20 protein-coding genes are annotated in these 20,179 nt (G+C 74.8%); 8 read left to right on the top strand and 12 right to left on the bottom strand.

The annotated features are described in order from the left end of the window. Positions 1–32: 32 nt before the first annotated feature. The 3 genes from E9549_RS08420 to E9549_RS08410 form a co-directional block, all read right to left on the bottom strand. A complete protein-coding gene (locus tag E9549_RS08420) occupies positions 33–1,328 on the bottom strand; it encodes a S8 family serine peptidase (RefSeq protein WP_236826090.1) in 1,296 nt (431 codons plus the stop codon). A gap of 127 nt (positions 1,329–1,455) precedes the next feature. Further along, positions 1,456–1,851: a VOC family protein gene (locus E9549_RS08415; RefSeq protein WP_236826123.1), complete on the bottom strand. Its 396-nt coding sequence runs from the start codon at positions 1,849–1,851 to the stop codon at positions 1,456–1,458. Between the two features lie 98 nt (positions 1,852–1,949). Further along, entirely contained in the window at positions 1,950–2,414 is a 465-nt protein-coding gene (locus E9549_RS08410) for a helix-turn-helix domain-containing protein (RefSeq protein WP_236826089.1), read from the bottom strand. Between the two features lie 153 nt (positions 2,415–2,567). Between E9549_RS08410 and E9549_RS08405 the strand changes: the two genes are divergently transcribed. After that, positions 2,568–2,711, top strand: a complete 144-nt coding sequence (locus E9549_RS08405) for a hypothetical protein (protein WP_236826088.1) — start codon at positions 2,568–2,570, stop codon at positions 2,709–2,711. Between the two features lie 46 nt (positions 2,712–2,757). On the opposite strand, the gene E9549_RS08400 is transcribed toward E9549_RS08405, so the two are convergent. Then, positions 2,758–3,246 (bottom strand): hypothetical protein, encoded by a 489-nt coding sequence (locus E9549_RS08400; protein WP_236826087.1) that lies wholly within the window; start codon positions 3,244–3,246, stop codon positions 2,758–2,760. A 409-nt stretch (positions 3,247–3,655) separates the two neighbouring features. On the opposite strand from E9549_RS08400, the gene E9549_RS08395 reads away from it, so the two are divergent. The 5 genes from E9549_RS08395 to E9549_RS08375 all read left to right on the top strand — a co-directional run bounded on the left by E9549_RS08395 (position 3,656) and on the right by E9549_RS08375 (position 8,683). Then, positions 3,656–4,531, top strand: coding sequence for a metallophosphoesterase (locus tag E9549_RS08395; protein ID WP_304505741.1), 876 nt, complete (start codon positions 3,656–3,658; stop codon positions 4,529–4,531). An 85-nt stretch (positions 4,532–4,616) separates the two neighbouring features. After that, a complete protein-coding gene (locus E9549_RS08390; protein WP_236826086.1) occupies positions 4,617–5,294 on the top strand; it encodes a response regulator transcription factor in 678 nt (225 codons plus the stop codon). After that, positions 5,291–6,733, top strand: a complete 1,443-nt coding sequence (locus E9549_RS08385) for a HAMP domain-containing sensor histidine kinase (RefSeq protein ID WP_236826085.1) — start codon at positions 5,291–5,293, stop codon at positions 6,731–6,733. The genes E9549_RS08390 and E9549_RS08385 overlap by 4 nt, the downstream gene beginning before the upstream one ends. After that, complete coding sequence (locus tag E9549_RS08380; RefSeq protein ID WP_236826084.1) at positions 6,730–7,314, top strand: GerMN domain-containing protein; 585 nt, start codon at positions 6,730–6,732, stop codon at positions 7,312–7,314. The genes E9549_RS08385 and E9549_RS08380 overlap by 4 nt, the downstream gene beginning before the upstream one ends. Before the next feature lie 4 nt (positions 7,315–7,318). Next, on the top strand, positions 7,319–8,683 hold the full coding sequence (locus tag E9549_RS08375) for a DUF2254 domain-containing protein (protein ID WP_236826083.1): 1,365 nt from the start codon (positions 7,319–7,321) through the stop codon (positions 8,681–8,683). A gap of 24 nt (positions 8,684–8,707) precedes the next feature. On the opposite strand, the gene E9549_RS08370 is transcribed toward E9549_RS08375, so the two are convergent. The 6 genes from E9549_RS08370 to E9549_RS08345 form a co-directional block, all read right to left on the bottom strand. Next, the gene (locus tag E9549_RS08370; protein ID WP_236826082.1) at positions 8,708–9,388 is read right to left on the bottom strand and encodes a GPR1/FUN34/YaaH family transporter; all 681 of its coding nucleotides are present in this window, start codon (positions 9,386–9,388) and stop codon (positions 8,708–8,710) included. Continuing rightward, positions 9,385–9,867 (bottom strand): hypothetical protein, encoded by a 483-nt coding sequence (locus E9549_RS08365; RefSeq protein ID WP_236826081.1) that lies wholly within the window; start codon positions 9,865–9,867, stop codon positions 9,385–9,387. Before E9549_RS08365 ends, E9549_RS08370 begins: the two co-directional genes overlap by 4 nt. After that, the gene (locus E9549_RS08360) at positions 9,864–12,329 is read right to left on the bottom strand and encodes a molybdopterin oxidoreductase family protein (protein ID WP_236826080.1); all 2,466 of its coding nucleotides are present in this window, start codon (positions 12,327–12,329) and stop codon (positions 9,864–9,866) included. The genes E9549_RS08365 and E9549_RS08360 overlap by 4 nt, the downstream gene beginning before the upstream one ends. Before the next feature lie 215 nt (positions 12,330–12,544). After that, on the bottom strand, positions 12,545–13,768 hold the full coding sequence (locus E9549_RS08355) for a cation:proton antiporter (RefSeq protein WP_236826079.1): 1,224 nt from the start codon (positions 13,766–13,768) through the stop codon (positions 12,545–12,547). 40 nt (positions 13,769–13,808) lie between these two features. Further along, the gene (locus tag E9549_RS08350) at positions 13,809–14,216 is read right to left on the bottom strand and encodes a four-helix bundle copper-binding protein (protein ID WP_236826078.1); all 408 of its coding nucleotides are present in this window, start codon (positions 14,214–14,216) and stop codon (positions 13,809–13,811) included. 128 nt (positions 14,217–14,344) lie between these two features. After that, positions 14,345–15,196 carry a formate/nitrite transporter family protein gene (locus E9549_RS08345; protein ID WP_236826077.1) on the bottom strand — a complete coding sequence of 284 codons (852 nt, stop codon included), beginning with the start codon at positions 15,194–15,196 and terminating at the stop codon, positions 14,345–14,347. Positions 15,197–15,435: 239 nt separating this feature from the next. On the opposite strand from E9549_RS08345, the gene E9549_RS08340 reads away from it, so the two are divergent. Both E9549_RS08340 and E9549_RS08335 read left to right on the top strand, forming a co-directional pair. Further along, positions 15,436–16,584 carry a glutathione-independent formaldehyde dehydrogenase gene (locus E9549_RS08340; RefSeq protein ID WP_236826076.1) on the top strand — a complete coding sequence of 383 codons (1,149 nt, stop codon included), beginning with the start codon at positions 15,436–15,438 and terminating at the stop codon, positions 16,582–16,584. 13 nt (positions 16,585–16,597) lie between these two features. Next, on the top strand, positions 16,598–17,806 hold the full coding sequence (locus tag E9549_RS08335; RefSeq protein WP_236826075.1) for an alcohol dehydrogenase catalytic domain-containing protein: 1,209 nt from the start codon (positions 16,598–16,600) through the stop codon (positions 17,804–17,806). 59 nt (positions 17,807–17,865) lie between these two features. On the opposite strand, the gene E9549_RS08330 is transcribed toward E9549_RS08335, so the two are convergent. Beyond that, positions 17,866–18,381, bottom strand: coding sequence for a DUF421 domain-containing protein (locus tag E9549_RS08330; protein ID WP_236826074.1), 516 nt, complete (start codon positions 18,379–18,381; stop codon positions 17,866–17,868). A 63-nt stretch (positions 18,382–18,444) separates the two neighbouring features. Further along, the gene (locus E9549_RS08325) at positions 18,445–20,040 is read right to left on the bottom strand and encodes an alpha/beta hydrolase fold domain-containing protein (protein WP_236826073.1); all 1,596 of its coding nucleotides are present in this window, start codon (positions 20,038–20,040) and stop codon (positions 18,445–18,447) included. Positions 20,041–20,179 lie beyond the last annotated feature (139 nt).

Raw genomic sequence — 20,179 nt, 5'->3', positions numbered from 1 at the left:
CGATACGAGGAACCGGCGGAACCGGGAACGCCTCACCGCGGCGCCAGCACCAGCCCGCTGCCGGCGTCGACCGACGGCTGGAGCAGCCGCTCGCCCTCCTGGACCAGCGTGGCCCACAGCTCCAGCCCCCGCCGCCCGGTGGCCTCGGCCCACAGCGCGGCGACCCCGGCGACGTGCGGCGTCGCCATGCTGGTGCCGCTGATGGTGTTGTACCGGGCGGGCATCGGCCACGCCGAGCAGACGTCCGCCCCCGGGGCGGCGACGTCGACCTGCCCGCCGCGGCCGGGCAGGCTGCGGGCGGAGAACCACGCCGGGGCGAGCGCCTGGTCCAGTGCCCCGACCGCCAGGATCTCCGGGCTGTTGGCGGGGGCGCCGACGAAGCCCCACGAGCCCGCCCGCCGGTCGGCGTTGTTGCCGGCCGCGGCCACGACCAGCGATCCCTGGGCGAGCGCCCGGCGACCGGCCGCCGAGTACGGCGGGTGGGCCTCCGGCACGTCCGCGCCCAGCGACATGGAGATCACCGGGCACCGGTTGGTCACCGCCCAGTTCATCCCGGCGAGGATGCCGGCGTCGGTGCCGCTGCCGTCGTCGCCGAGCACCTTCCCCGCGAAGATCTCCGCCTCGTGGGCGACGCCGTACCGCGGCCCCGACGGCGGGGTGCGGGGGCCGCAGGCGGTGCCGATGCAGTGGGTGCCGTGGCCGTGCCCGTCCTGCGGTCCCTCGCCGGCCACGAAGGACCGCGCCGTGACCGCCCGCCCGGCGAAGTCGGGGTGGGCGAGGTCGAACCCCGTGTCCAGCACGGCGACCCGGATGCCGCGCCCGGACCGGGAGGAGGTGTCGGCGCCGACGGCCCGCACCCCCCACGTCGCCTGCCGGGTGTCCTCGAGGCGCGCCGGCCCGGGGGGCTCCTCGCCCGGGGCGGCCAGGAGGCGGCCGGTGAGGTCCGCGACGCCGTCGCGGTACCCGCGGGCGTAGCTCGCGGCGCCCTCGTCCAGCACGTGGTGAACCAGCTCCGGGGAGACCGAGAGCACCGGCCGGCCCCCGTCCCCGGCCGCCAGCACGCCGACCTGGGCCGGCTCCGCGGCCACGACGGCGATGCCGAGCGCGGCGAAGACGATCGCGGCGGACTCCCGCAGGACCTCCGGGGGGACGAGCCCGTCGGCGAAGTCCCTCGAGTCGGCCACGTCCCGCAGCCCCGCTCGCGCCCAGTCCACCGCACCGTCGTCGTCGGCGAGGACGAGCACCTGGCGGCCCGTGGTGCGGGTCAGCGGGCCGACCGCCCCGTGGCGCACGCTCCCCGGCTCACCGGCTGCCTGCGGATCGATCACAGCTCCCCCTCCGCCTCGTGGCGGACCGCCGCGGCGGCCCTCCCCCGCCGGCCGCCGGGAGCGGCCGGTGACGACAGGCTTCCGGAGAGTGGGCGCCGCCGCCAGCCGACGGCCCCGCCGGAGGGGTTCAGCCGGCGATCACCGCCGGGTCCATCCACATGACCTCCCAGACGTTGCCGTCCGGGTCGGCGAAGCTCGCCCCGTACATGGCGCCGTGGTCCTGCGCGGGGAGCCAGGGCTTCCCGCCGGCGGCGATCGCGGTGGACACCATCCGGTCGACCTCCTCGCGGCTGTCCGCCGACAGGCAGGCCAGCACCGTGGTCGCCTGCGCCGGGTCGCCGACCTCGCCCGCGACGAAGTCGGCGAACCGGTCGCGGGTCAGCAGCATGACGGCGATGTTCTCCTCGATCTGGTAGGAGACCGTCCGGTCGTCGGAGAACTGGTCGTTGCGCCGGAAGCCCAGCGCCCCGTAGAAGGCGTCGGCGCGGTCGCGGTCGGCCACCGGCAGGTTCAGGAAGATCATGCGCACGGGGAGCTCCTCGGCTCGGGGTGGCCCGGCGCCGTCCGCCGGGCTCGCGGGTAGGACGAGCGCGCCGGCGGGAACTCATCGGCCTCGACAGCTCAGGCCCGTTCCGCGCCCGCTCCCGCGGCCCGGGCGCGGACCTCCCGCGGCCCGCCCACCTCGTGGCCGTCGTCGCACACCAGGGCCACCCGCACCGCGGCGCCGCAGTCGCGGTGCTCGAGCACGAGCGGCGGCGGGCCGTCGGCGAGCCAGCGGTCGCCCCAGGCCATGAGGGCGACGAGCGTCGGGTAGAGGTCGCGCCCCTTCTCGGTGAGCCGGTACTCGTGGCGCTGCCGCTCCCCCTCCGCGCGGTAGGGCTCCCGGCTGAGCACCCCCTCGCGGACCAGCGTGGCCAGCCGGTCGGTGAGCACCGCCTTCGGGGCGCCGAGCGCCTGCTGCAGGTCGGCGAACCGCCGGACGCCGAGGAACGCCTCGCGGAGGACGAGCAGGCTCCACTTCTCCCCGACCACGGCGAGCGTGCCGGCGACGGAGCAGCGGGACCGGTCGAACGTGGCGTCGCTCACGGGTGTGAGGATAACCATGCTGGGTTCGCTTGCCGAACCTCGCTCGGTGGAGCAGAGTTCATGCTGCGAACCCAGGAGGCGGACGGTCTCCGGCCGGCCCGCCCGGCCCCCTGCAGCGCTCGCACCACCACCGCTGCTCCGGAAGGACACGTCATGACCCGCCTCCGCACCGTCCTCGCCCGCCGGCACGCCGTCCGCGCGCACCTGCGCGAGGAGCGCGCCCTCGCCCGGGCGCTGGCGACCGCGCCGACCCTCGAGTCCGCGCACGAGATCGCGGCGCTCGGCGCCCGCCGCTGACCGGACCGGCGCCCCTGCCGTCGCGGGGGCGCCACCGGTCCCCGGCTCAGGGACGCACCTCCACCGTGGCGGCGTCCAGGTAGGCATCCCCGTCCCACTCCGCGTAGGGCTCGTCCGGGAGGTCCGTGCCGAGCTCCCGCTCCAGCGCGGCCAGGTCGAACTCCTCGGTGGGCTCCGCGCCGAGGGCGACGACCTGCCCCGGCCGGAGGTCGGGCATCTCGCGCTCCGTGACGACGAGGATCGGCTCGACGTCCTCGCCGGTGAGCGTGAAGGCGACGGGCGAGACGATCCGGCCCACCTCCCCGACCAGGCTGACCTCCAGACCGGCGTAGGCGTCCAGGTCCTCGCGGAACTCCGCGGTGTAGGCACCGGTGTACGGATCGGCGAGGTCCTCGGGCGGCCGGACGTCGACGTCCACCGCGCCGGCGGCGGGCTCGTCGTCCTCACCGCAGCCCGCGAGCGCGGCGCCGGGGAGCAGCGCGGCCAGCAGGACGACGGGGACCCGTCGGCGGAGGGGCCGCCCCGATCGCGTCACCGCGCTCACCCCTCCGCCGGGGCCGGTGCGGGGGTGACGGGGCTGGTCCGGCTCGTCGGCATGTCGGTGTCCTCTCGGCGGCTCGGAGGTCGCGGCGGTGGTCCGTCCACCGGGGTGCTGCCCAGGCGCGCCCCGGCACATCTGCACGCCGGCGGGTTCGTCACCGCATCGCAAAGGACGACGGCGCCGGCACTGCGGCGCGTCACGCGATCGGCCGCGCTCCGGGCGCCGGACGACCCGGGCCGGCGGCGGTGGGCACCCGCCCTGTGACGACGCCGTGGCGAACCGGTCGCGCGCCGCATGCCCCCGGCAGCCCGGGGCATGACGGGTGCCGCAGCCGCGGCGGGCGGGGTGGCTCCCGCATCCCCCCGCCCGCTGCGCCACGCCCGCCGACGGGAGGACGCCCACCATGACCTGGCTCACGCGCACCGCTGCCGCTCTCGGTGTGCTCGTCGTGCTGCTGATCGTGTACGGCGTCCTGGTGGAGCCACGCCTGATCCTCGACCGCGAGCGCCTGGAGGTGCCGCTCCCGCAGCTGGCCGGCTCGGCCGGGGGCACCGAGGTCGGGATGGTCTCCGACTTCCAGGTCGGGATGTGGTGGTCCAACGAGGGCATGGTGTCCCGGGCCGTGGAAGAGCTGGTCGAGGCCGCGCCCGACATCGCCCTCCTCGGCGGTGACTACGTCTACAGCGAGGATCCCGGCATCCCCGAGCAGGTGGCGACGGTCATGGACCTCCTCCAGCCCCTGCTCGACTCGGGCATCCCCACCTACGCCGTGCTCGGCAACCACGACTACGGGGCCGGGGCGGCCGAGGAGCTGGCCACGGCGTTCGAGGAGGCCGGGATCACCGTGCTGCGCAACGAGGCCGCCGCGGTGCCCGGAACCGGGGCCGGCGCCGAGGCGCTGCACGTGGTGGGCATCGGGGCGGCATGGCCGGGCGAGGTGGACGTGGACGCCGCCCTCGCCGAGGTGCCGGAGGAGGCCCCGCGCGTCGTGCTCATGCACAACCCCACGGTCTTCCCCGAACTCCCGGCGGGCACGGCGCCGATCACGCTCGCCGGGCACACCCACTGCGGCCAGGTGGCCCTCCCCGGCACCCCGCGCTGGTCCTACCTCGGCCTCACCGCGGAGGAGGCGATCGTCGCCGACGGCTGGGCACCGGAGACCTACGGCGCCGAGAGCAACCGCATGTTCGTCTCCTGCGGGCTGGGTTTCAGCACGGTGCCGATCCGGATCAACGCCCCGCCGCAGCTGGTCCTCGTCGAGCTCCGCGCGGACGGGTGAGCCGGGCGCCCGGCACGCCGCCGCGGCGCTGACCCCGCCGGGGGTCCGGTGAGTAGTTCCCGGCGGGCTGGGCAGACTGACCGGCATGTCTCGGTCCGTGCTGATCATCGAGGACGACCCTCGGATCCGGCGCATGCTGCAGCTGACCCTGCAGCGGGAGGGGTTGCAGGTCACCGAGGCGGCCACCGGCGAGGAGGGCCTGGCCGCCCTCGCCGAGACGTCGTTCGACGTGGTCCTGCTCGACCTGATGCTGCCCGGGAAGGACGGCTTCGAGGTCTGCCGGGAGATCCGGCGCGCGTCGAACGTCCCCGTCATCATGCTCACCGCCCGGTCGGACAGCCACGACGTGGTGGCCGGTCTCGAGGCCGGGGCCGACGACTACGTCTCCAAGCCCTTCGTCGTCAAGGAGCTCTCCGCCCGCATCCGGGCGCTGGCCCGCCGGACCCGTGCACCCGAGCCGCGCGTGCACCTCACCGTCGGCGACCTGGAGGTCTCGCCCACCGAGGGCACCGTCACGCGCGACGGCGAGATGCTGAACCTGACGCGCACCGAGTTCCGGCTGCTCTGCGAGCTCGCCACCGACCCCGGCCGGGTGCTCAGCCGCGAGGAGCTGCTCGAGCGGGTGTGGGGCTACGACTACTTCGGCGACTCCCGGCTCGTCGACGTCCACATCCGCCGGCTGCGGAAGAAGATCGAGCCCGACCCGTCGAACCCGACCCTGGTGACGACCGTCCGGGGCATGGGTTACCGGGTTCCTGGGTGACCGCGCCGGCCGGCGGGGCCGCCGCCCCCGCCGCGGGCTCCCCGCCGGTTCGGCGCCCGCCCTACCGGCTGGCCACCCTGCGGGCGCGGGCCACCGCGGCGTTCGCCGCCGTCACCCTGCTGCTGTCGACGGTGCTGGCGGTCGCCGTGTGGGTGGCGGTCTCGCAGTTCCTCCTCGTCCAGCGCGAGCGGGTGACCCTGGTGCAGACCTCCGACAACGCCGCCCAGGTGCAGCGCTCGCTGGCGACCGAGGGCCTCGACGTCGCCCAGGTCCTCGCCCAGCTGCCACGGGAGACGGGGTCGACGTCGCTGCTCGTCGACGACGGCGCCTGGACCACCACGTCGCTGCTGGTCGGCCGCGACGACCTGCCCGAGGAGCTGCGCGAGCAGGCCGTGGCCGGCACGCCGGTCCGGCAGCGGATCGAGCTCGACGGCGAGACGGTGATGGCCGTCGCCGTGCCGCTGGCCGAGCTGGGCTCGGCCTACATCGAGGTGTTCCCGCTGGGCGAGCTCGACCGGACCTACCGCGTGCTCGCCACGGTGCTCGCGGTCGCGGTGCTCGGCTCGGTGCCGCTGGCGGTGGTGGTCGGCTGGTGGCTCACCGGCCCCACCCTGCGCCCGCTCGACCGGATCTCCGCCGCGGCGGCCGCCGTGGCCGGCGGCGCGCTGGACACCCGCATCGACCCGCGTGGGGACCCGTCGCTCGCCCCCATCGCGGCGTCGTTCAACCAGACGGCCGAGGCGCTCGAGCAGCGGGTGCGCAGCGACGCCCGCTTCGCCGCCGACGTCAGCCACGAGCTGCGCAGCCCGCTGACCACGATGATGGGCGCGCTGGACCTGGTCGAGGCCACCGCCGACCCGGGCGACGCCGAGCAGGCAGAGGCGCTGGGGCTCCTCCGCTCCGAGGTGGAGCGGTTCGAGCGCCTGGTCGCCGACCTGCTGGAGATCTCCCGGGCCGACGCCGGCAGCGCCGACGTCGCCCTGGAACCCGTGCAGCTGTCCGCGTTCACCCGGGAGGTCGCCGCCCGGCACCGGCTGGACGGCGCCACCGCGGCCCTGCTGACCGTGCACCCCGACGCGGAGGGGGTGCCGGTGTGCGCCGACAAGCGCCGCCTGGAGCGGGTGCTCGGCAACCTCCTGGACAACGCCGACAAGCACGGCGGCGGCGTCACCGGGATCGCGGTGACGCGCGCCGGCGACCGCGCACTGGTGACCGTCGACGACGCCGGCCCGGGGGTGGCCGCGGCCGAGCGCGACCGGGTCTTCGAGCGGTTCGCCCGGGGCGCGGGGAGCGTCCGCACCAGCACCGAGGGTTCCGGGCTGGGCCTGGCCCTCGTCGCCCGGCACGTCCGGCTGATGGGCGGCACGGTGCACGTCGAGGACGGCCCGGACGGCGGCGCCCGGTTCGTCGTCTCCCTGCCCGTGGAGGCCGGGCCGTGAGGGCGCTGGCCGTCGCACTGTGCGTCCTCGCGGTGCTCACCGGGTGCGGCGTGGACCCGCAGCCGCAGCCGGAGCGCATCGCCGTGCCCACCGCCCCGCCGGGCACCGCCACGCCGCAGGCCGACGACGCCGGGCCCGAGGTCGTCGTCTACTTCGTGCGCGGGGCCGACCTGGCGCCGGCCCCCCGGGCGACGCGGGCCGCCACCCCGGAGAACGCCGTCACCCTGCTCGCGACCGGCCCCACGCGGGCGGAGGTGATCGGCGGCCTGCGCACCGCCGTGGCCCCGCAGTCGATCGTCGCGGACGAGGGCCTGCCCGGCGGCATCACCGCGGTGAACGTCACCGAGGAGTTCGCCGGCATCACCGGCGGCAACCAGCTGCTCGCCGTCGCCCAGGTCGTCTGGACGCTGACCGAGCTGCCCGGCACCGCCCGGGTGCGCTTCCTGCTCGACGGGAGGCCGCTGGAGGTGCCCACCGACGTCGGGCTCTCCGACGGGCCCGTCGGCCGTGACCAGTTCCAGTCGGTGGCGCCGCCCGGCACCACCCCGACCCCGGGCCCCGGCCCGTCGAGCGAGGACTGAGCCCGTGCACGAGATCCACCCCGTCCGCCGCCTGTGGCGGTCGATGCGCAGCGCCCTGTGGCCGATCCCGCTGCTGACGCTCGTGCTCGCCGTCGCGCTCGGTATCGGGATGCCGGTCGTGGACCGGCTCCTCGGCACCGGTGGCCCGGGATCGCCGTTGGGCTTCGTGTTCGGGGGCGGCCCGGCCGCGGCCCGCGACCTGCTGTCGGCGATCGCGGGCTCGCTGATCTCCGTGACCGGCGTCATCTTCTCGCTCACGGTCGTCGCGCTGCAGCTGGGCAGCAGCCAGTACTCCCCCCGGCTGCTGCAGACCTTCGCCACCGACCGCGTGGTCCAGTACACGCTGGCGCAGCTCACCGGCACCTTCGTCTACGCGCTCACGGTGCTGCGGACGGTGCGGACCGCGGAGGCTGCGGCGGGCGACGACTCCTTCGTGCCGCGGGTCTCGATCACGCTGGCGTTCCTGTTCGCCCTCGGCAGCGTCGTGGCCCTCGTGGTCTTCCTCGGCCACCTGGCCCGCTCGCTGCGGGTGGAGACGATGCTGCGCGACGTCCACGCCGAGGCGACCCTGGCCGTCCGGGACGAGGAGGAGCCGGAGGACACCCCCGTCCGGCCGGAGGGCCGGGCCACCCAGCTCGAGGCGACCCGCAGCGGCTTCGTCGTCCGCGTCGACGCCCAGCGCCTGGTGCGAGCGGCCCGCGACGCGGGTGTGGTCCTCGCCCTCTCCCCCCGCACGGGCGACGCCGTCGTCGCCGGCACGCCGCTGGCCGAGGCCTGGCGGCGCGAGGGCGGCGTCGACGGCGACCCCGGGGCGCTCCGCGACGCGGTGAACGAGGGCGTCACGCTCTCCTACGAGCGCAGCCCCGAGCAGGACCCGGCCTACAGCCTCCGCAAGATCGTCGACATCGCCGGCCGGGCGCTGTCGCCGGGGATCAACGACCCGACGACCGCCGTCCACGCGCTCTCGCACGTGTCGGCGCTGCTCGGTGACCTCCTCCCCCGCCGCAGCAGCCTGCGCGCCTGGCGGGACGAGGACGGCGTGGTGCGGCTGCTCGTGCCGCGGTGGACCGCCGAGGAGCTGCTCTCCCTGGGCCTGGAGGAGCCGCTGCAGTACGCCTCGGGGCAGCCGGCGGTGCTGCGCCGGATCGCCGGGCTGCTCCACGAGCTGGCGTGGCGGGTGCGCGGCGAGGGCTTCGACTCCTCGCTGCGCGCCCTGCTCGACCGGACCGTGGACCAGGCGCTGGAGAGCACGTCGATCGGCAGCCGCGAGACCGACGCCTGGCGTGCGGCGGTCGAGGAGGCCCTGGCCGGCCGGTGGTCGCCCGCCCGGCGGCTCAGCCCCCGATCGCCGGCCGGGGAGGCCGGCTGACCGCCGCTGGACGCCGGAAGGTCCTCACAGCTGCGGGCGGACCCCGGCCTCCTCGATCAGCCGCTGCGGGGCGAGCGGCCCCTCCCCGGACATCGCGGCGCGGCCGGGGCCGTGGCGGCCCAGCGGGAGGACGGTCTTCTCCTGCGCCCCCTCCAGCTCCAGGGCCAGCGCCGCGTAGGCGGCGAGGACCGCCAGGGCGAGCCCGACCCAGCCCGCGACCGTCTCCCAGGCGTCGGACCCGCTGACCTCGTGGATGCCGGTCACGACGAAGCGGGTGCCGGCCAGCGCCATCACCGCGGCCGGCACGATCTTGCTGCCCGCGGCCGCGGCGGCGGGCACCAGCATGGCCAGCCCCGCCACCGCCAGCAGCACGCCCAGGCCGTCACTGGTCGAGCCCGGCGGGGTGGTCAGCGTGGTGACGCCGGCGATCGCCCAGGTGCCGCTGAGCAACCCCATGCCGGTGGCCGCCACCGGGTCCCTGGTGAGGAAGCCGAGGACCGAGGCCAGCAGCTGCAGCGGCACGGTGGCGACGAGCGCGGTGTAGCCCGCCACCCGCCCCTCGTCCGGTGGGATCCAGCCCAGCTGCACCGCGCTGAACATCGTCGTGGCCAGCGCCAGGGCCAGGAAACCGAGCGGGAGGGGGGTGGCCAGCGGGCGCAGCACGATCCGCGTGCCGGCCGGGGACGTCGCGCCGTCGGTGCTCAACTGACCAGCACCTGGGTCGCGGACTCCTTGAGCTTGGCGTTGGCCCAGCGGACCTGGCGCAGGGTGTCGGGGTGGCAGCGCTCGGCGAGCTCGAGCAGCTCCTTCTTCCGCGCCCCCTGCGCCCCCTGGGCGAGCAGCTCCCAGTCCAGGGAGGTGCCCGAGGCCTCGCGGTAGATGTGCCGCAGGTCGGCCAGCAGCAGCATCCCGGGGGTGCTGCTGCGCCCCAGCAGGTCCGATGCCTTCTGCCGCGCCTTCTCCAGCACGGTCGGGTCGCCCTTCGGCTCCGGGTCCAGGTCGAGCCCGAAGTCACCGCCGATCCGGGCCAGCGCCCGGACGTGGTCCTGCGACCAGCGGGCGATGTCGCGGGCCACGTGGAAGACCTCGTGGTCGGCCTTGTGCCGGTCCGACATCGCCAGCAGCGCGCCGGCGAGGTGGTTCTCCGAGCGGTGCAGCTCCTCGATCGCCAGGTGCAGTTTCACCGGTCGCCTCCGGCCACGGTCGCCAGCTCCTCGGTGCACAGGGCGGCGTCGCCGCCGGTGGTGGGTGGGACGCCGTCGGTCACCGGCCGCGAGCCGGTGGTGGTCGGCGCCGGGGACGGACCGTCGGCCTTCTCCAGGCGCTTCACGGCCGCGGCCGCGGTCTTGAAGATCGGCTGCTTGGAGCACGGATCCCAGTCGGTGATGGTCAGCTCGTTCGCCGCGCGGCCACGCTTCCCGTCCGGCTCGTGGCCGCCGGGTGCGTCCCAGTAGCCGTAGTGGAACGGCAGGAAGACCACCCCGGGGCGGATCCCGCTGATCCGCAGCTTCGCCTCGACACTCCCGCGGGGGGTGCTGATCTCGAGCACGTCGCCCTCGGTGAGGCCGCGGTCGGCCGCGTCGCTCGCCGCCATCTCGGCCCACACCTCCGGCGCCGCCCCCTGCAGCTGCGGCGCCCGCCCGGTCTTGGTCCGGGTGTGGAAGTGGTAGAGGGTGCGCCCGGTCATCAGCTGGAAGGGGTGGTCCTCGCTGATCACCTCGTGCGGCGGCACGTACTCGGCGGCCTTCAGGACCGCCTTGCCCGACGGGTTCATCGCCTTGTACTCGACCGGGGACAGCGGCGCCCCGGTGACGAGGTCGCGGCCGTAGCTCTCGCAGTAGCTCGGATCGGACCAGAACTGCCCGTCGACGTAGATGCGCTCCGTCCCGTCCGGGTGCTCGTCGTTGCACGGCCACTGGATGCCGCTGCCCCCGCGGAGCTTGTCGTAGGAGAGACCGGTGTAGTCGCAGGGCCGGCCGCGGGTGCACTCCTTCCACCCCTCGAACGCCTCCTCGGGCGTCGACCACTTGACCAGCGGTGCGCCGTCCTTGTCCTTCAGGCCCAGGCGGTGGGCGAAGTCGAGGAAGATGTCGAGATCGGGCCTGGCGTGCCCCGGCGGCTCGACCGCCTTCTCCGACAGGTGCACCGTCCGGTCGACGTTGGTGAAGGTGCCGGTCTTCTCGCCCCAGGTGGCGGCGGGCAGCACGACGTCGGCGAGCTGGGCGGTCTCGGACAGGAAGATGTCCTGCACCACGAGGAAGAGCCGCTCCTGGGCGAGGACCTCGCGGATCCGGCCGAGCTCGGGGAGGGAGACGGCGGGGTTGGTCGCCTGCACCCACATGAACCGGATGGAGCCCTCCTCGGCGTACCGGAACATCTGCATGGCGTGCGTCGGCGGCGAGTAGTGCGGGATGTCCATCGGGTCGACGTTCCACACCCGGGCGAGGTCGGCGATGTGCTCGTCGTTGGACCAGTTGCGGAAGGCCGGCAGGTCGCCGTCGGCGCCGCACTCGCGGGTGTTCTGCGCGGTGGGCTGGCCGTTCATCTGCAGGATCCCGCAGCCGGGCTTGCCGAGCATGCCGCGGACGATGTGGATGTTGTTGACCTGCACGGCCGCCGCCGTCGCCTGGTTGGCCTGGTAGAAGCCCTGCAGCACCGAGGACACGAGCCGCTCGGCGGTGCCGATGACGCGGGCGGCCTCCCGGATCCGCTCGACCGGGACGTCGCAGACCTCGGCGGCGAGCTCGGGCGGGTAGTCCCGGACCCGCTCGGCCAGCTCCTCGAAACCGACCGCGTGCTGCTCCACGTAGCCGGCGTCGACCCAGCCGTTGCCGATGATCTCGTGCAGCAGCGCGTTGGCCAGCATGACGTTCGTGCCCGGTCGCGGGGCGAGGTGCACGGTGGCGTGCCGGGCCACGGGGGTCTCCCGCGGGTCGATGCAGACGACCTTCGGCGGGTTGGGGCCGGCCAACCGGTCCAGGATGCGGGTCCAGAGCACCGTCTGGGTCTCGGCCATGTTGTGGCCGTACAGCGCGATGACGTCGGCATGGTCGATGTCGGTGTAGGAGCCCGGCTGCCCGTCGCAGGCGAAGGACTCCTTGAGCGCTGCCGCGGCCGTCGCGGTGCACAGCCGGGTGTTGCCGTCGACGTGGTTGGTGCCGATACCACCGTGGGCGATGAGCCCCAGGGTGTAGTACTCCTCCAGGAACAGCTGCCCGGTGGTGTAGAAGCTGATCGCGCTGGGCCCCTGCTCGGCCAGCAGCTCCCTGCACCGGCCGGCGACCGCGTCCATCGCGGTGTCCCAGTCGGTCTCGACCAGCTCGCCGTCGCGCCGGATGAGCGGTTCGGTGAGCCGGTCGGGCGAGTTGTTGGCCTGCCAGCCGAAGAGGTCCTTGGGCCCCAGCCGGCCGTGGTTCACCCGGTCGACGGCGCGGCCGCGGACGCCGACGATCCGGTCGTCCTTCACGGCGATGTCCAGGCCGTCCCCGTTGGAGTGCAGGATCGTCGCCGACTGCACCCAGCGGTCGACGTCGGCCTCGGTGAGCCCGTCGGCGAGGTGGCTGTCCACCCGGGTGGGCCACTGCTCGCCGGGCCCGTACGGGGTGCGGGTGCCCCACGGCTCGGCGATCCGGTCGATGCGCGTCACGTGCGTCCTCCGGGAGGTCGGGGTCGTGCTGGGATGCCGCGCGGGCGGGCCCTGCCGGTGGCGACGTGGCGGCCACGTCCCGCGGCGGAGGCGCCGGCGGCTGCTCACCGGCGTGGTCGCGGCCACCCCTTCCCCGGACCGACCTCGCGAAACCGTGCGCGCCGACCGGTGCGCCTGGTGACACGGTCTCGTCATGCACCGCCCCGCGTCCCGGGTCAGGAGCCGCCGTCGGCGCGGCCGGCGGTCACCTCCCGGAACACCACCCGGCCCGGGGTCGCGGTTAGCCCGTGGACCACCGTGCTGGCGGCGACCACCAGCGAGCCCGCCACGAGGACGACCGGGTCGACCTGCAGGCGCTCGGACTCCAGCGTGAGGTAGAACAGCGCCGAGATCCCGATCGGTCCGAACCAGCCCAGGTGGACGGCGTCCGGCCGCCCCAGGCCCAGCGGGCGGCGGAGCAGGTAGACGACCGGGGGCCGGCGCAGGAGGAGCACCGCGACGGCGAAGGCGACGCCGCTCCACCCCAGTGCCCGCCACTCCGCCCACGGCAGCAGCGCGCCGAAGGCGAGGAACAGCGGCAGGACGACGAACCGGTTCACCGCCTCGTCGATGCGCACGTCCGCCGTCCGCTCCCGCCCGGTGCTGACCGCGTTGAAGGCCAGCCCGCAGACGAACACGGCGAGGATCCCGTCGACGTGGGCCAGGCCGGCCAGGCCCAGCACGGCGAAGGCCAGGACCACGGTGAACACCAGCTCGGGGCCGGGGTCGGCGGACCCGTGGTCGGCCCCGGCGCGCAGGGCGCGGCCGCCCAGCCAGCCGAGCAGGACCCCGATCAGCACCGCACCGACCACCTGCCAGAGCGACTCGAGCAGCGCCTCGCCCACGGTCAGCGGGCCGGCGACCGCCACGGCGACCAGCACGAGCGGGAGGGCCAGGCCGTCGTTGGCCCCGGACTCCAGGGAGAGGAGCTGGCGGTCCCGGCCGGGGATGTCCTGCTCGGCGGGCTCACCGGTGGCGACGTTCGAGGCGAGGACCGGGTCGGTGGGCGCCAGCGCCGCACCCAGCAGCGCCGCCACGCCGAGACCGGCACCCAGCACCGCCGCGGCCAGACCCGTGCTGACCAGCGCCATCACCGGCATGACGACCACCAGGAGCAGGGCGACCGGCCGCAGGCGGGAGCGGGCGACGTGGAAGGGGTAGCGCAGTGCGATCGACATCACCGACACGGCCAGCAGCAGCCGCGCGGCGGTGTGCAACCAGGCGTGGTCGGCGAGCAGGTCGGGCAGGCGCACCAGGTCCAGGACGGCCGGTCCGAGCAGCACGCCCAGCCCGAGGGCGATCAGCGGTTCGCTGACCGGCAGCCGGCGGATGGCCGTCGACCAGGCCGCGGCGACGAGCGCGAGGGCGCCCGCCGCCGCCAGCAGCACGTCGACGGTCATCGCGCGCCGCCGTCCAGGGCACCGGTCGGCGCCATCCCGGTCAGCCCAGGCTGCTGATCAGGTCCCGGCAGGCGGCCTCGCAGCGCCGGCAGGCCTCGGCGCAGACCCGGCAGTGCTCGTGCATCCCGGCGTGCTCGCCGCACTCGTCACCGCACGCCTTGCACGCCGTGGCGCAGGCCTCCAGGACGGCGCGGGTGAGGTTGGCGTCGTAGCCGGTGTGCCGGGACAGGACCCGGCCGGTGGTGTCGCAGATGTCCGCGCAGTCGGTGTTCGTGCGGATGCACTTCGTCAGCTCCGCGACGGTGTCCTCGCTGAGGCAGGCGTCGGCGCACGCGGTGCAGGCCTGCGCGCACTCGAAGCAGGCCTCGATGCACTCCAGGAGCTTCTGCCGGTCCACCCCGCCGAGGTCCTTCGGGTAGGTGTCGAGCATCTGGGCGGCGACGGTCACGTCGATCCCCTCTCCGGTGGTCGGCCCGGGTGCGGACGCACCCGGGAGCTCTCGCCGGACCGGCCCCTACCCCCGCCGTCCACCGTCGTACGCGGCGGCCGCATGACGATCCCGTGACGCGCGGTCGGTCAGCCCCGTTCGGCCGGCTCGGCCGCGGCCTCGGGCGCCGACGGCCCGGCCTCGTCCCGCAGGAACAGGTACCAGTAGGAGGTGGCCACGAAGACGACGGCGCCGACCAGGTTCCCGGCCCCGGCCAGCAGCCAGTTGAGCAGGGTGTCGTCCCAGCCGATGTCGGGGACCCCGGCGAAGATCGCGGCCGGCAGGAAGAACATGTTGGCGACGACGTGGTCGAAGCCCATCGCCACGAAGGCCATGATCGGGAAGAAGATCGCCAGGATCTTGCCCGACACCGACGTCGCCGCCAGCGACATCCACACCGCCAGGCAGACCAGCCAGTTGCAGCCGACCGCCCGCAGGAAGGTCTGCCACGGCGACTCCCCCAGCGCCTTCCCCTCGGCGATGGAGGCCAGCCGCTCGTAGGTGAGCGCCGCGCTGCCCGCCGCGTCCGCGTCGCCGATCACCCCGGTCTGGACGGCGAGGAAGTAGGCCACGAACAGCGCCCCCACCAGGTTGCCCAGCAGGACGAGGGTGAGGTTGCGGGCGACGTCGCCCAGGCCGAGCCTGCCGTGCATGGCGCCCAGCGGGACCAGCAGCATGTTGCCGGTGGCGAGGTCCGAGCCGGCGATGAGCACCAGCACGAGGCCGAGCGTGAACGTCGCCCCGGTGAAGAGCGTCGGCAGCGTCCCCCACGTCTCCGGGTCCAGCCCCGAGGAGACGGTGATCGCCACGAGGCCGCCGAAGGCGATGTAGGCCCCGGCCAGGAAGGCGCTGACCAGCACCCGGTCCCAGCTGCGGTCGACCTTCTTGGCGCCCATCGCGGTGGCCGCCTGGGCCATCTCCTTCGGTTGCCGCGCCGTCATCGCCGCCCCCTCCGGTCGGTGCTCCCTGGGCGCAGCCTCCCGCCGCGCCGCGGTCGCGGCAAACCGAGCCGGGTCCGCCCGGAAGTGCGGACCGCGATCGGATCGAGGACGACCGAGTACCGGCAGCCGGACCGGGTAGTGCCGGAGCGGCGCATGACCCCCGGGGAAGCCAATCCCGGCCGGGGTCGGTGCCCGTTCCCGGCGGCACCGCCGCCGTCCCCCAGCGGAAGGACCAGTCCATGAAGGCCGTCGTCTACCGGGGCCCGAAGCAGGTCACCGTCGAAGAGGTCCCCGACCCGACGATCCAGTCCCCGACCGACGCGATCATCCGCATCACCACCACGAACATCTGCGGGTCCGACCTGCACATGTACGAGGGCCGCACGCCCGTCGAGGAGGGCAAGGTCCTCGGTCACGAGAACATGGGCGTCGTCGAGGCCGTCGGCGAGGGGGTCGACCGCGTCCAGGTCGGCGACCGCGTGTCGGTGCCCTTCAACATCGCCTGCGGCACGTGCCGGACCTGCACCCAGGGGTGGACGTCGTTCTGCCTGCGCGCGAACCCGACCGAAGGAGTGGACGGCGCCGCCTACGGCTACGCGAACATGGGGCCCTACGACGGCGGCCAGGCCGAGTACCTGCGGGTGCCCTGGGCCGACTTCAACCTGCTCCACCTGCCCGCCGGCGAGGAGCACGAGAACGACTTCACGATGCTCTCGGACATCTTCCCGACCGGCTGGCACGGCGTGGAGCTCTCCGGCTTCCAGCCCGGCGACCGGGTCGCGGTCTTCGGCGGTGGGCCCGTCGGCCTCATGGCCGCGCACAGCGCCATGATCCGCGGCGCCTCGCAGGTCTTCGTCGTCGACAAGGAGACCGACCGGCTCGCGCTGGCCGAGAGGTTCGGGGCCACGCCGGTCGACTTCAGCGCGCACGACCCGGTCGAGCAGCTGATGGACGCCACCGGCGGGCGCGGCGTCGACCGGGGCGTGGAGGCCGTCGGCTACCAGGCGCACGACCCCTCCGGCGAGGAGCACCCCGAGCTGGTGCTGGACAACCTGGCCCAGGTGGTGCGCTCGGCCGGCGGGATCGGCGTCGTCGGCGTCTACATGCCGGCCGACCCGGGGGCGAACGGCGAGCTGGCCCAGCAGGGGCGGATCCCGTGGCAGTTCGGGACCTTCTTCACCAAGGGGCAGTCGATGGGCACCGGGCAGGCGCCGGTCAAGCGGTACAACCGCCAGCTGCGCGATCTGATCGTGGCCGGCCGGGCCACGCCCGGCCTCATCACCTCCCACGAGCTCGGCCTGGACCGGGCCGTGGAGGGCTACCAGCACTTCGACCAGCGGGACGACGGCTGGACCAAGGTCCTGCTGCGGCCCGGCCGGAACGCCTGAGAGGAGAACGGACGTGAAGGCTGTCGTGTGGCACGGCGTCGGGGACATCCGGTTGGACGACGTCCCCGACCCGACCGTCCAGGACCCGACCGACGCGATCGTGGAGATCACCGCGAGCGGCATCTGCGGCACCGACCTGCACTTCGTGCGCGGCACCATGTCGGGCATGGTCGAGGGCACCATCCTCGGCCACGAGGCGGTGGGCGTGGTGCGCGAGACCGGCCCGGGCGTGCGCAACCTGCGCGCCGGGGACCGGGTCGTCATCCCGTCCACCGTCGGCTGCGGCGTCTGCTCCTACTGCCGCGCCGGCTACTACGCGCAGTGCGACAACGCGAACCCGAACGGCCCGTCGGCCGGCACCTGCTTCTTCGGCGGACCGCAGACCACCGGCCCGGTCGACGGGCTGCAGGCCCAGTACGCCCGCATCCCGTTCGCCCACGTGGGCCCGGTCTGGCTGCCGCCGGAGGTGACCGACGACCAGGCGATCCTGCTGTCGGACATCTACCCGACGGCCTGGTTCGGCGCGCGGCTGGCCGAGGTGGGGCCCGGCGACACCGTGCTGGTGCTCGGCGCCGGTCCGGTCGGCCAGTTCGCGGTCACGAGCGCCTTCCAGCAGGGTGCCGGGCGGGTGCTCGTCGTCGACGGCATCGCCAGCCGGCTCGACCAGGCGCGCGGACGGGGCGCGGAGGCGATCGACTTCAACGCCGAGGACCCGGTCGCCGTCGTCCAGGAGCTCACCGGCGGGATCGGCGTCGACCGCGTCATCGACGCCGTCGGCGTGGACGCGCAGCGGCCGAAGTCCGGCCCGGCAGCGGAGACGGCCGAGCAGCAGGCGGGGAGCTTCGACCAGGAGCGCGCGCAGGTGGCGCCCGAGCAGAACCCGCAGGGGGCGAACTGGGTCGCCGGGGACGCCCCGAGCCAGGCGGCGCAGTGGGCGGTGCAGGCCGTGGCCAAGGCCGGGACGATCGGGATCATCGGCGTCTACCCGCCGGAGATGACCAGCTATCCGATCGGTGCGGCGATGAACAAGAACCTGACGGTGAAGATGGGCAACTGCAACCACCGCCGGTACATCCCGCACCTGCTCGACCTGGTCCGCACCGGCGCGATCGACCCCTCGACCGTGCTCACCCAGGTCGAGGACATGCCCTCGGTGCTCGACGCCTACGAGACCTTCGACCGGCGCGAGAGCGGCTGGACCAAGGCGGTCGTCGCCCCCTGACGGCCCCGTCGCGCCGCCGGGGACCGCGTACCCGGCGGCGCGGCGGGCAGGGCCCGAGCTCAGCGATCGGCGCGGCGGACCCCGTCGAGGCCCGAGCCGTCGCCCATCTGCCCGGCCGAGATCACGCTGAGCGAGCCGTCGGACTCCAGCACGATCGCGCCGATCGACGAGACGTCCCCCGAGCCGGTCGCGCGCACGGCCTGCCGGATCTCCTCCATGCTGACCCGCTGCTCCCGCAGCGCCTCCGCGACCGGCTCCCCGTCGCGGAGCAGCAGCGTCGGCTCGGCCGTCACCACCCCGCGGAACGCGGGCCACCGGACGGTGACCCACGCGATGACGAACTGGAGCGCCGCGAGGAGGGCGAGCGCGACGACGCCCTCCACCCAGCTCACGTCGGCGCTGAGCAGGATCGTCGCCAGCGTCGAACCGAGCGCCACCGTGACGACCAGGTCGAAGGCGTTGAGCTTCGCGAGCGTCCGCTTGCCGGAGAAGCGGAGGACGACGACGAGCGCGACGTACGCGCTCGCCCCCACCGCCAGGACACGGCCGAGATCGGACCAGGAGTCGAACCACATGCGTGGCCCCTACCCCGGTCCGGTCCCGCCCGTACCGTCAGCCGGGCCGCCGCCCCGGCATCGTCACCGGACCGTGCGGCCGGACGGCGCGACGCCCACGGGAGGCCGGGCGGCCCCGAAGGCCCGCACGAAGTGCTGCGCCGCCTCCTGCTGCGCCTGCTCGGCCTTGTCGAGGACCGCGGCGGCGCCGAAGAACTCGTGCATGACGCCGGGGTAGTAGCGGTGCGTCGTGGGCACGCCGGCCGCCTGGAGGTTCTCCGCGAACCGCTGCCCCTGGCTGCGCAGGACGTCGCGCTCGCCGGTGACCACCAGCGTCGGCGGCATGACCGCCAGCTGCTCGCGGCCCCAGCCCAGGAGGTCGACCCGCGGATCCGCCGCTGCATCCGGCTTCCCCTCGAAGGCGTGCATGGCCATCCAGGAGAGGAGTGCACGGTTGAGGGGGCGGCCGTCGGCGGCGTCCGCCATCGACTCGCCGACCTGCTCGCCCGTGGTGAGCGGGTAGACGCAGACGGCGGCCGCGGGCACCGGTTCGCCGGCCTGCGCGAGCTGGAGCACCGTCGCCGCGGCCATGGTCCCCCCGACCGACTCGCCGCCGATGCCGATGCGCGCCGGGTCACCACCCAGCTCGGCGGCGTGCTGCACGACCCAGCGGTAGGCGGTCAGGACGTCGTCGTGCGCGGCCGGGAAGACCGCCTCGGGGGCGCGGCGGTAGTCGGGGCTGACGACCATGGCGCGGGCCTTGTCGGTGAGCCCGCGGCAGGAGGCGTCGTAGGTGTCGATGTCGAACAGCACCCAGCCGCCGCCGTGGATCCAGAAGACCACCGGGAGCGGTTCGGGGCCCGCGTCGGCGGGCTGGTAGACGCGCATGCGCATCTGACCGCCGGCGGCGTCGGGGATCACGATGTCCTCGACCGAGCCGACCGGCTCCGGCCCCTCGATGCCCCTGTCGGCCATGACCTTCTTCACCGCGTCGTCGGGGCCGGGCTGCTTGCGTGCCTGGTCGGGCTCGAGGATCTCGACGGGCAGCGGGCCGAGCGAGGAGTGGGCGTCGACGATCGCCTGCGCCTGCGGGTCGAGCAGCCCGGAGGCGTCGGTGGCCATCTCCTTCTGCTTGCCGGAGAGCAGGTCGCGGACGTGGTCCAGCGGCTTGGCCAGCATGCCCGCGATCCGCTCCGCGATGCCCTCGTCCGGGGCGTGCGGGTGCGGCCGGGTCGGCGCCTGCCGCTTGGCGGCCAGGAACTCCCTGCCCAGCTGCGCCATGCGGTCGGGGCCGGCCTTGCGGCGGAACTCCGGCAGCTCGTCGGTCTCCTCGTCGTCCACGTGGTGCCGGACGACGCCGATGAGCTTGGCGAGCGCCTCCTCGAACTCCTGCTCGCCCGGCTCGGTGCGGCCGAGCACGACGAGCAGCTCCTTGATCTCCTGGTGCTCGTGCTCGGCGTCGTCGTGCTCGTCGGTCATCCCGATCTCGGTCCAGATCGGGTAGAGCACCGTCTCCTCGGCGAACGCGTGCAGCGCCAGCTCGAAGGCGACCTGGTCCACCAGCACGCGGCGGTTGCCGCGGCCGGCCTCCAGGTGCTGGAACTGCCGCTCGACGATCGCGTGGTCGTCGGCGATCAGGTGGTCGATGTCGCCGGGCAGGGTCGGGTAGTCCAGGGCCACGGGTGGCCTCCTCGTCTCTCCGTCGTGCGCAACCGGTCGGGGCGGCTCCTACCCACGACCCGGTCGGGCACGCACGGCGGACGCGGTCCCCGCCGGGCGGGCACCGCGCGGCGGCGCGGCCGACCGCACCGCCGCGCGG

This window comes from Blastococcus sp. MG754426, from assembly GCF_021699055.1.
Classification (GTDB): domain Bacteria; phylum Actinomycetota; class Actinomycetes; order Mycobacteriales; family Geodermatophilaceae; genus Blastococcus.
Note: the sequence above shows the minus strand (reverse complement) of the source record. Positions and strands in the feature narration are given on the sequence as shown.

Coding starts and splice junctions, on each gene's coding strand:
- E9549_RS08415 (WP_236826123.1), bottom strand. CDS start 1,851: ATGATCTTCCTGAACCTGCCGGTGGCCGACCGCGACCGCGCCGACGCC.
- E9549_RS08405 (WP_236826088.1), top strand. CDS start 2,568: ATGACCCGCCTCCGCACCGTCCTCGCCCGCCGGCACGCCGTCCGCGCG.
- E9549_RS08395 (WP_304505741.1), top strand. CDS start 3,656: ATGACCTGGCTCACGCGCACCGCTGCCGCTCTCGGTGTGCTCGTCGTG.
- E9549_RS08390 (WP_236826086.1), top strand. CDS start 4,617: ATGTCTCGGTCCGTGCTGATCATCGAGGACGACCCTCGGATCCGGCGC.
- E9549_RS08355 (WP_236826079.1), bottom strand. CDS start 13,768: ATGACCGTCGACGTGCTGCTGGCGGCGGCGGGCGCCCTCGCGCTCGTC.
- E9549_RS08345 (WP_236826077.1), bottom strand. CDS start 15,196: ATGACGGCGCGGCAACCGAAGGAGATGGCCCAGGCGGCCACCGCGATG.
- E9549_RS08340 (WP_236826076.1), top strand. CDS start 15,436: ATGAAGGCCGTCGTCTACCGGGGCCCGAAGCAGGTCACCGTCGAAGAG.
- E9549_RS08330 (WP_236826074.1), bottom strand. CDS start 18,381: ATGTGGTTCGACTCCTGGTCCGATCTCGGCCGTGTCCTGGCGGTGGGG.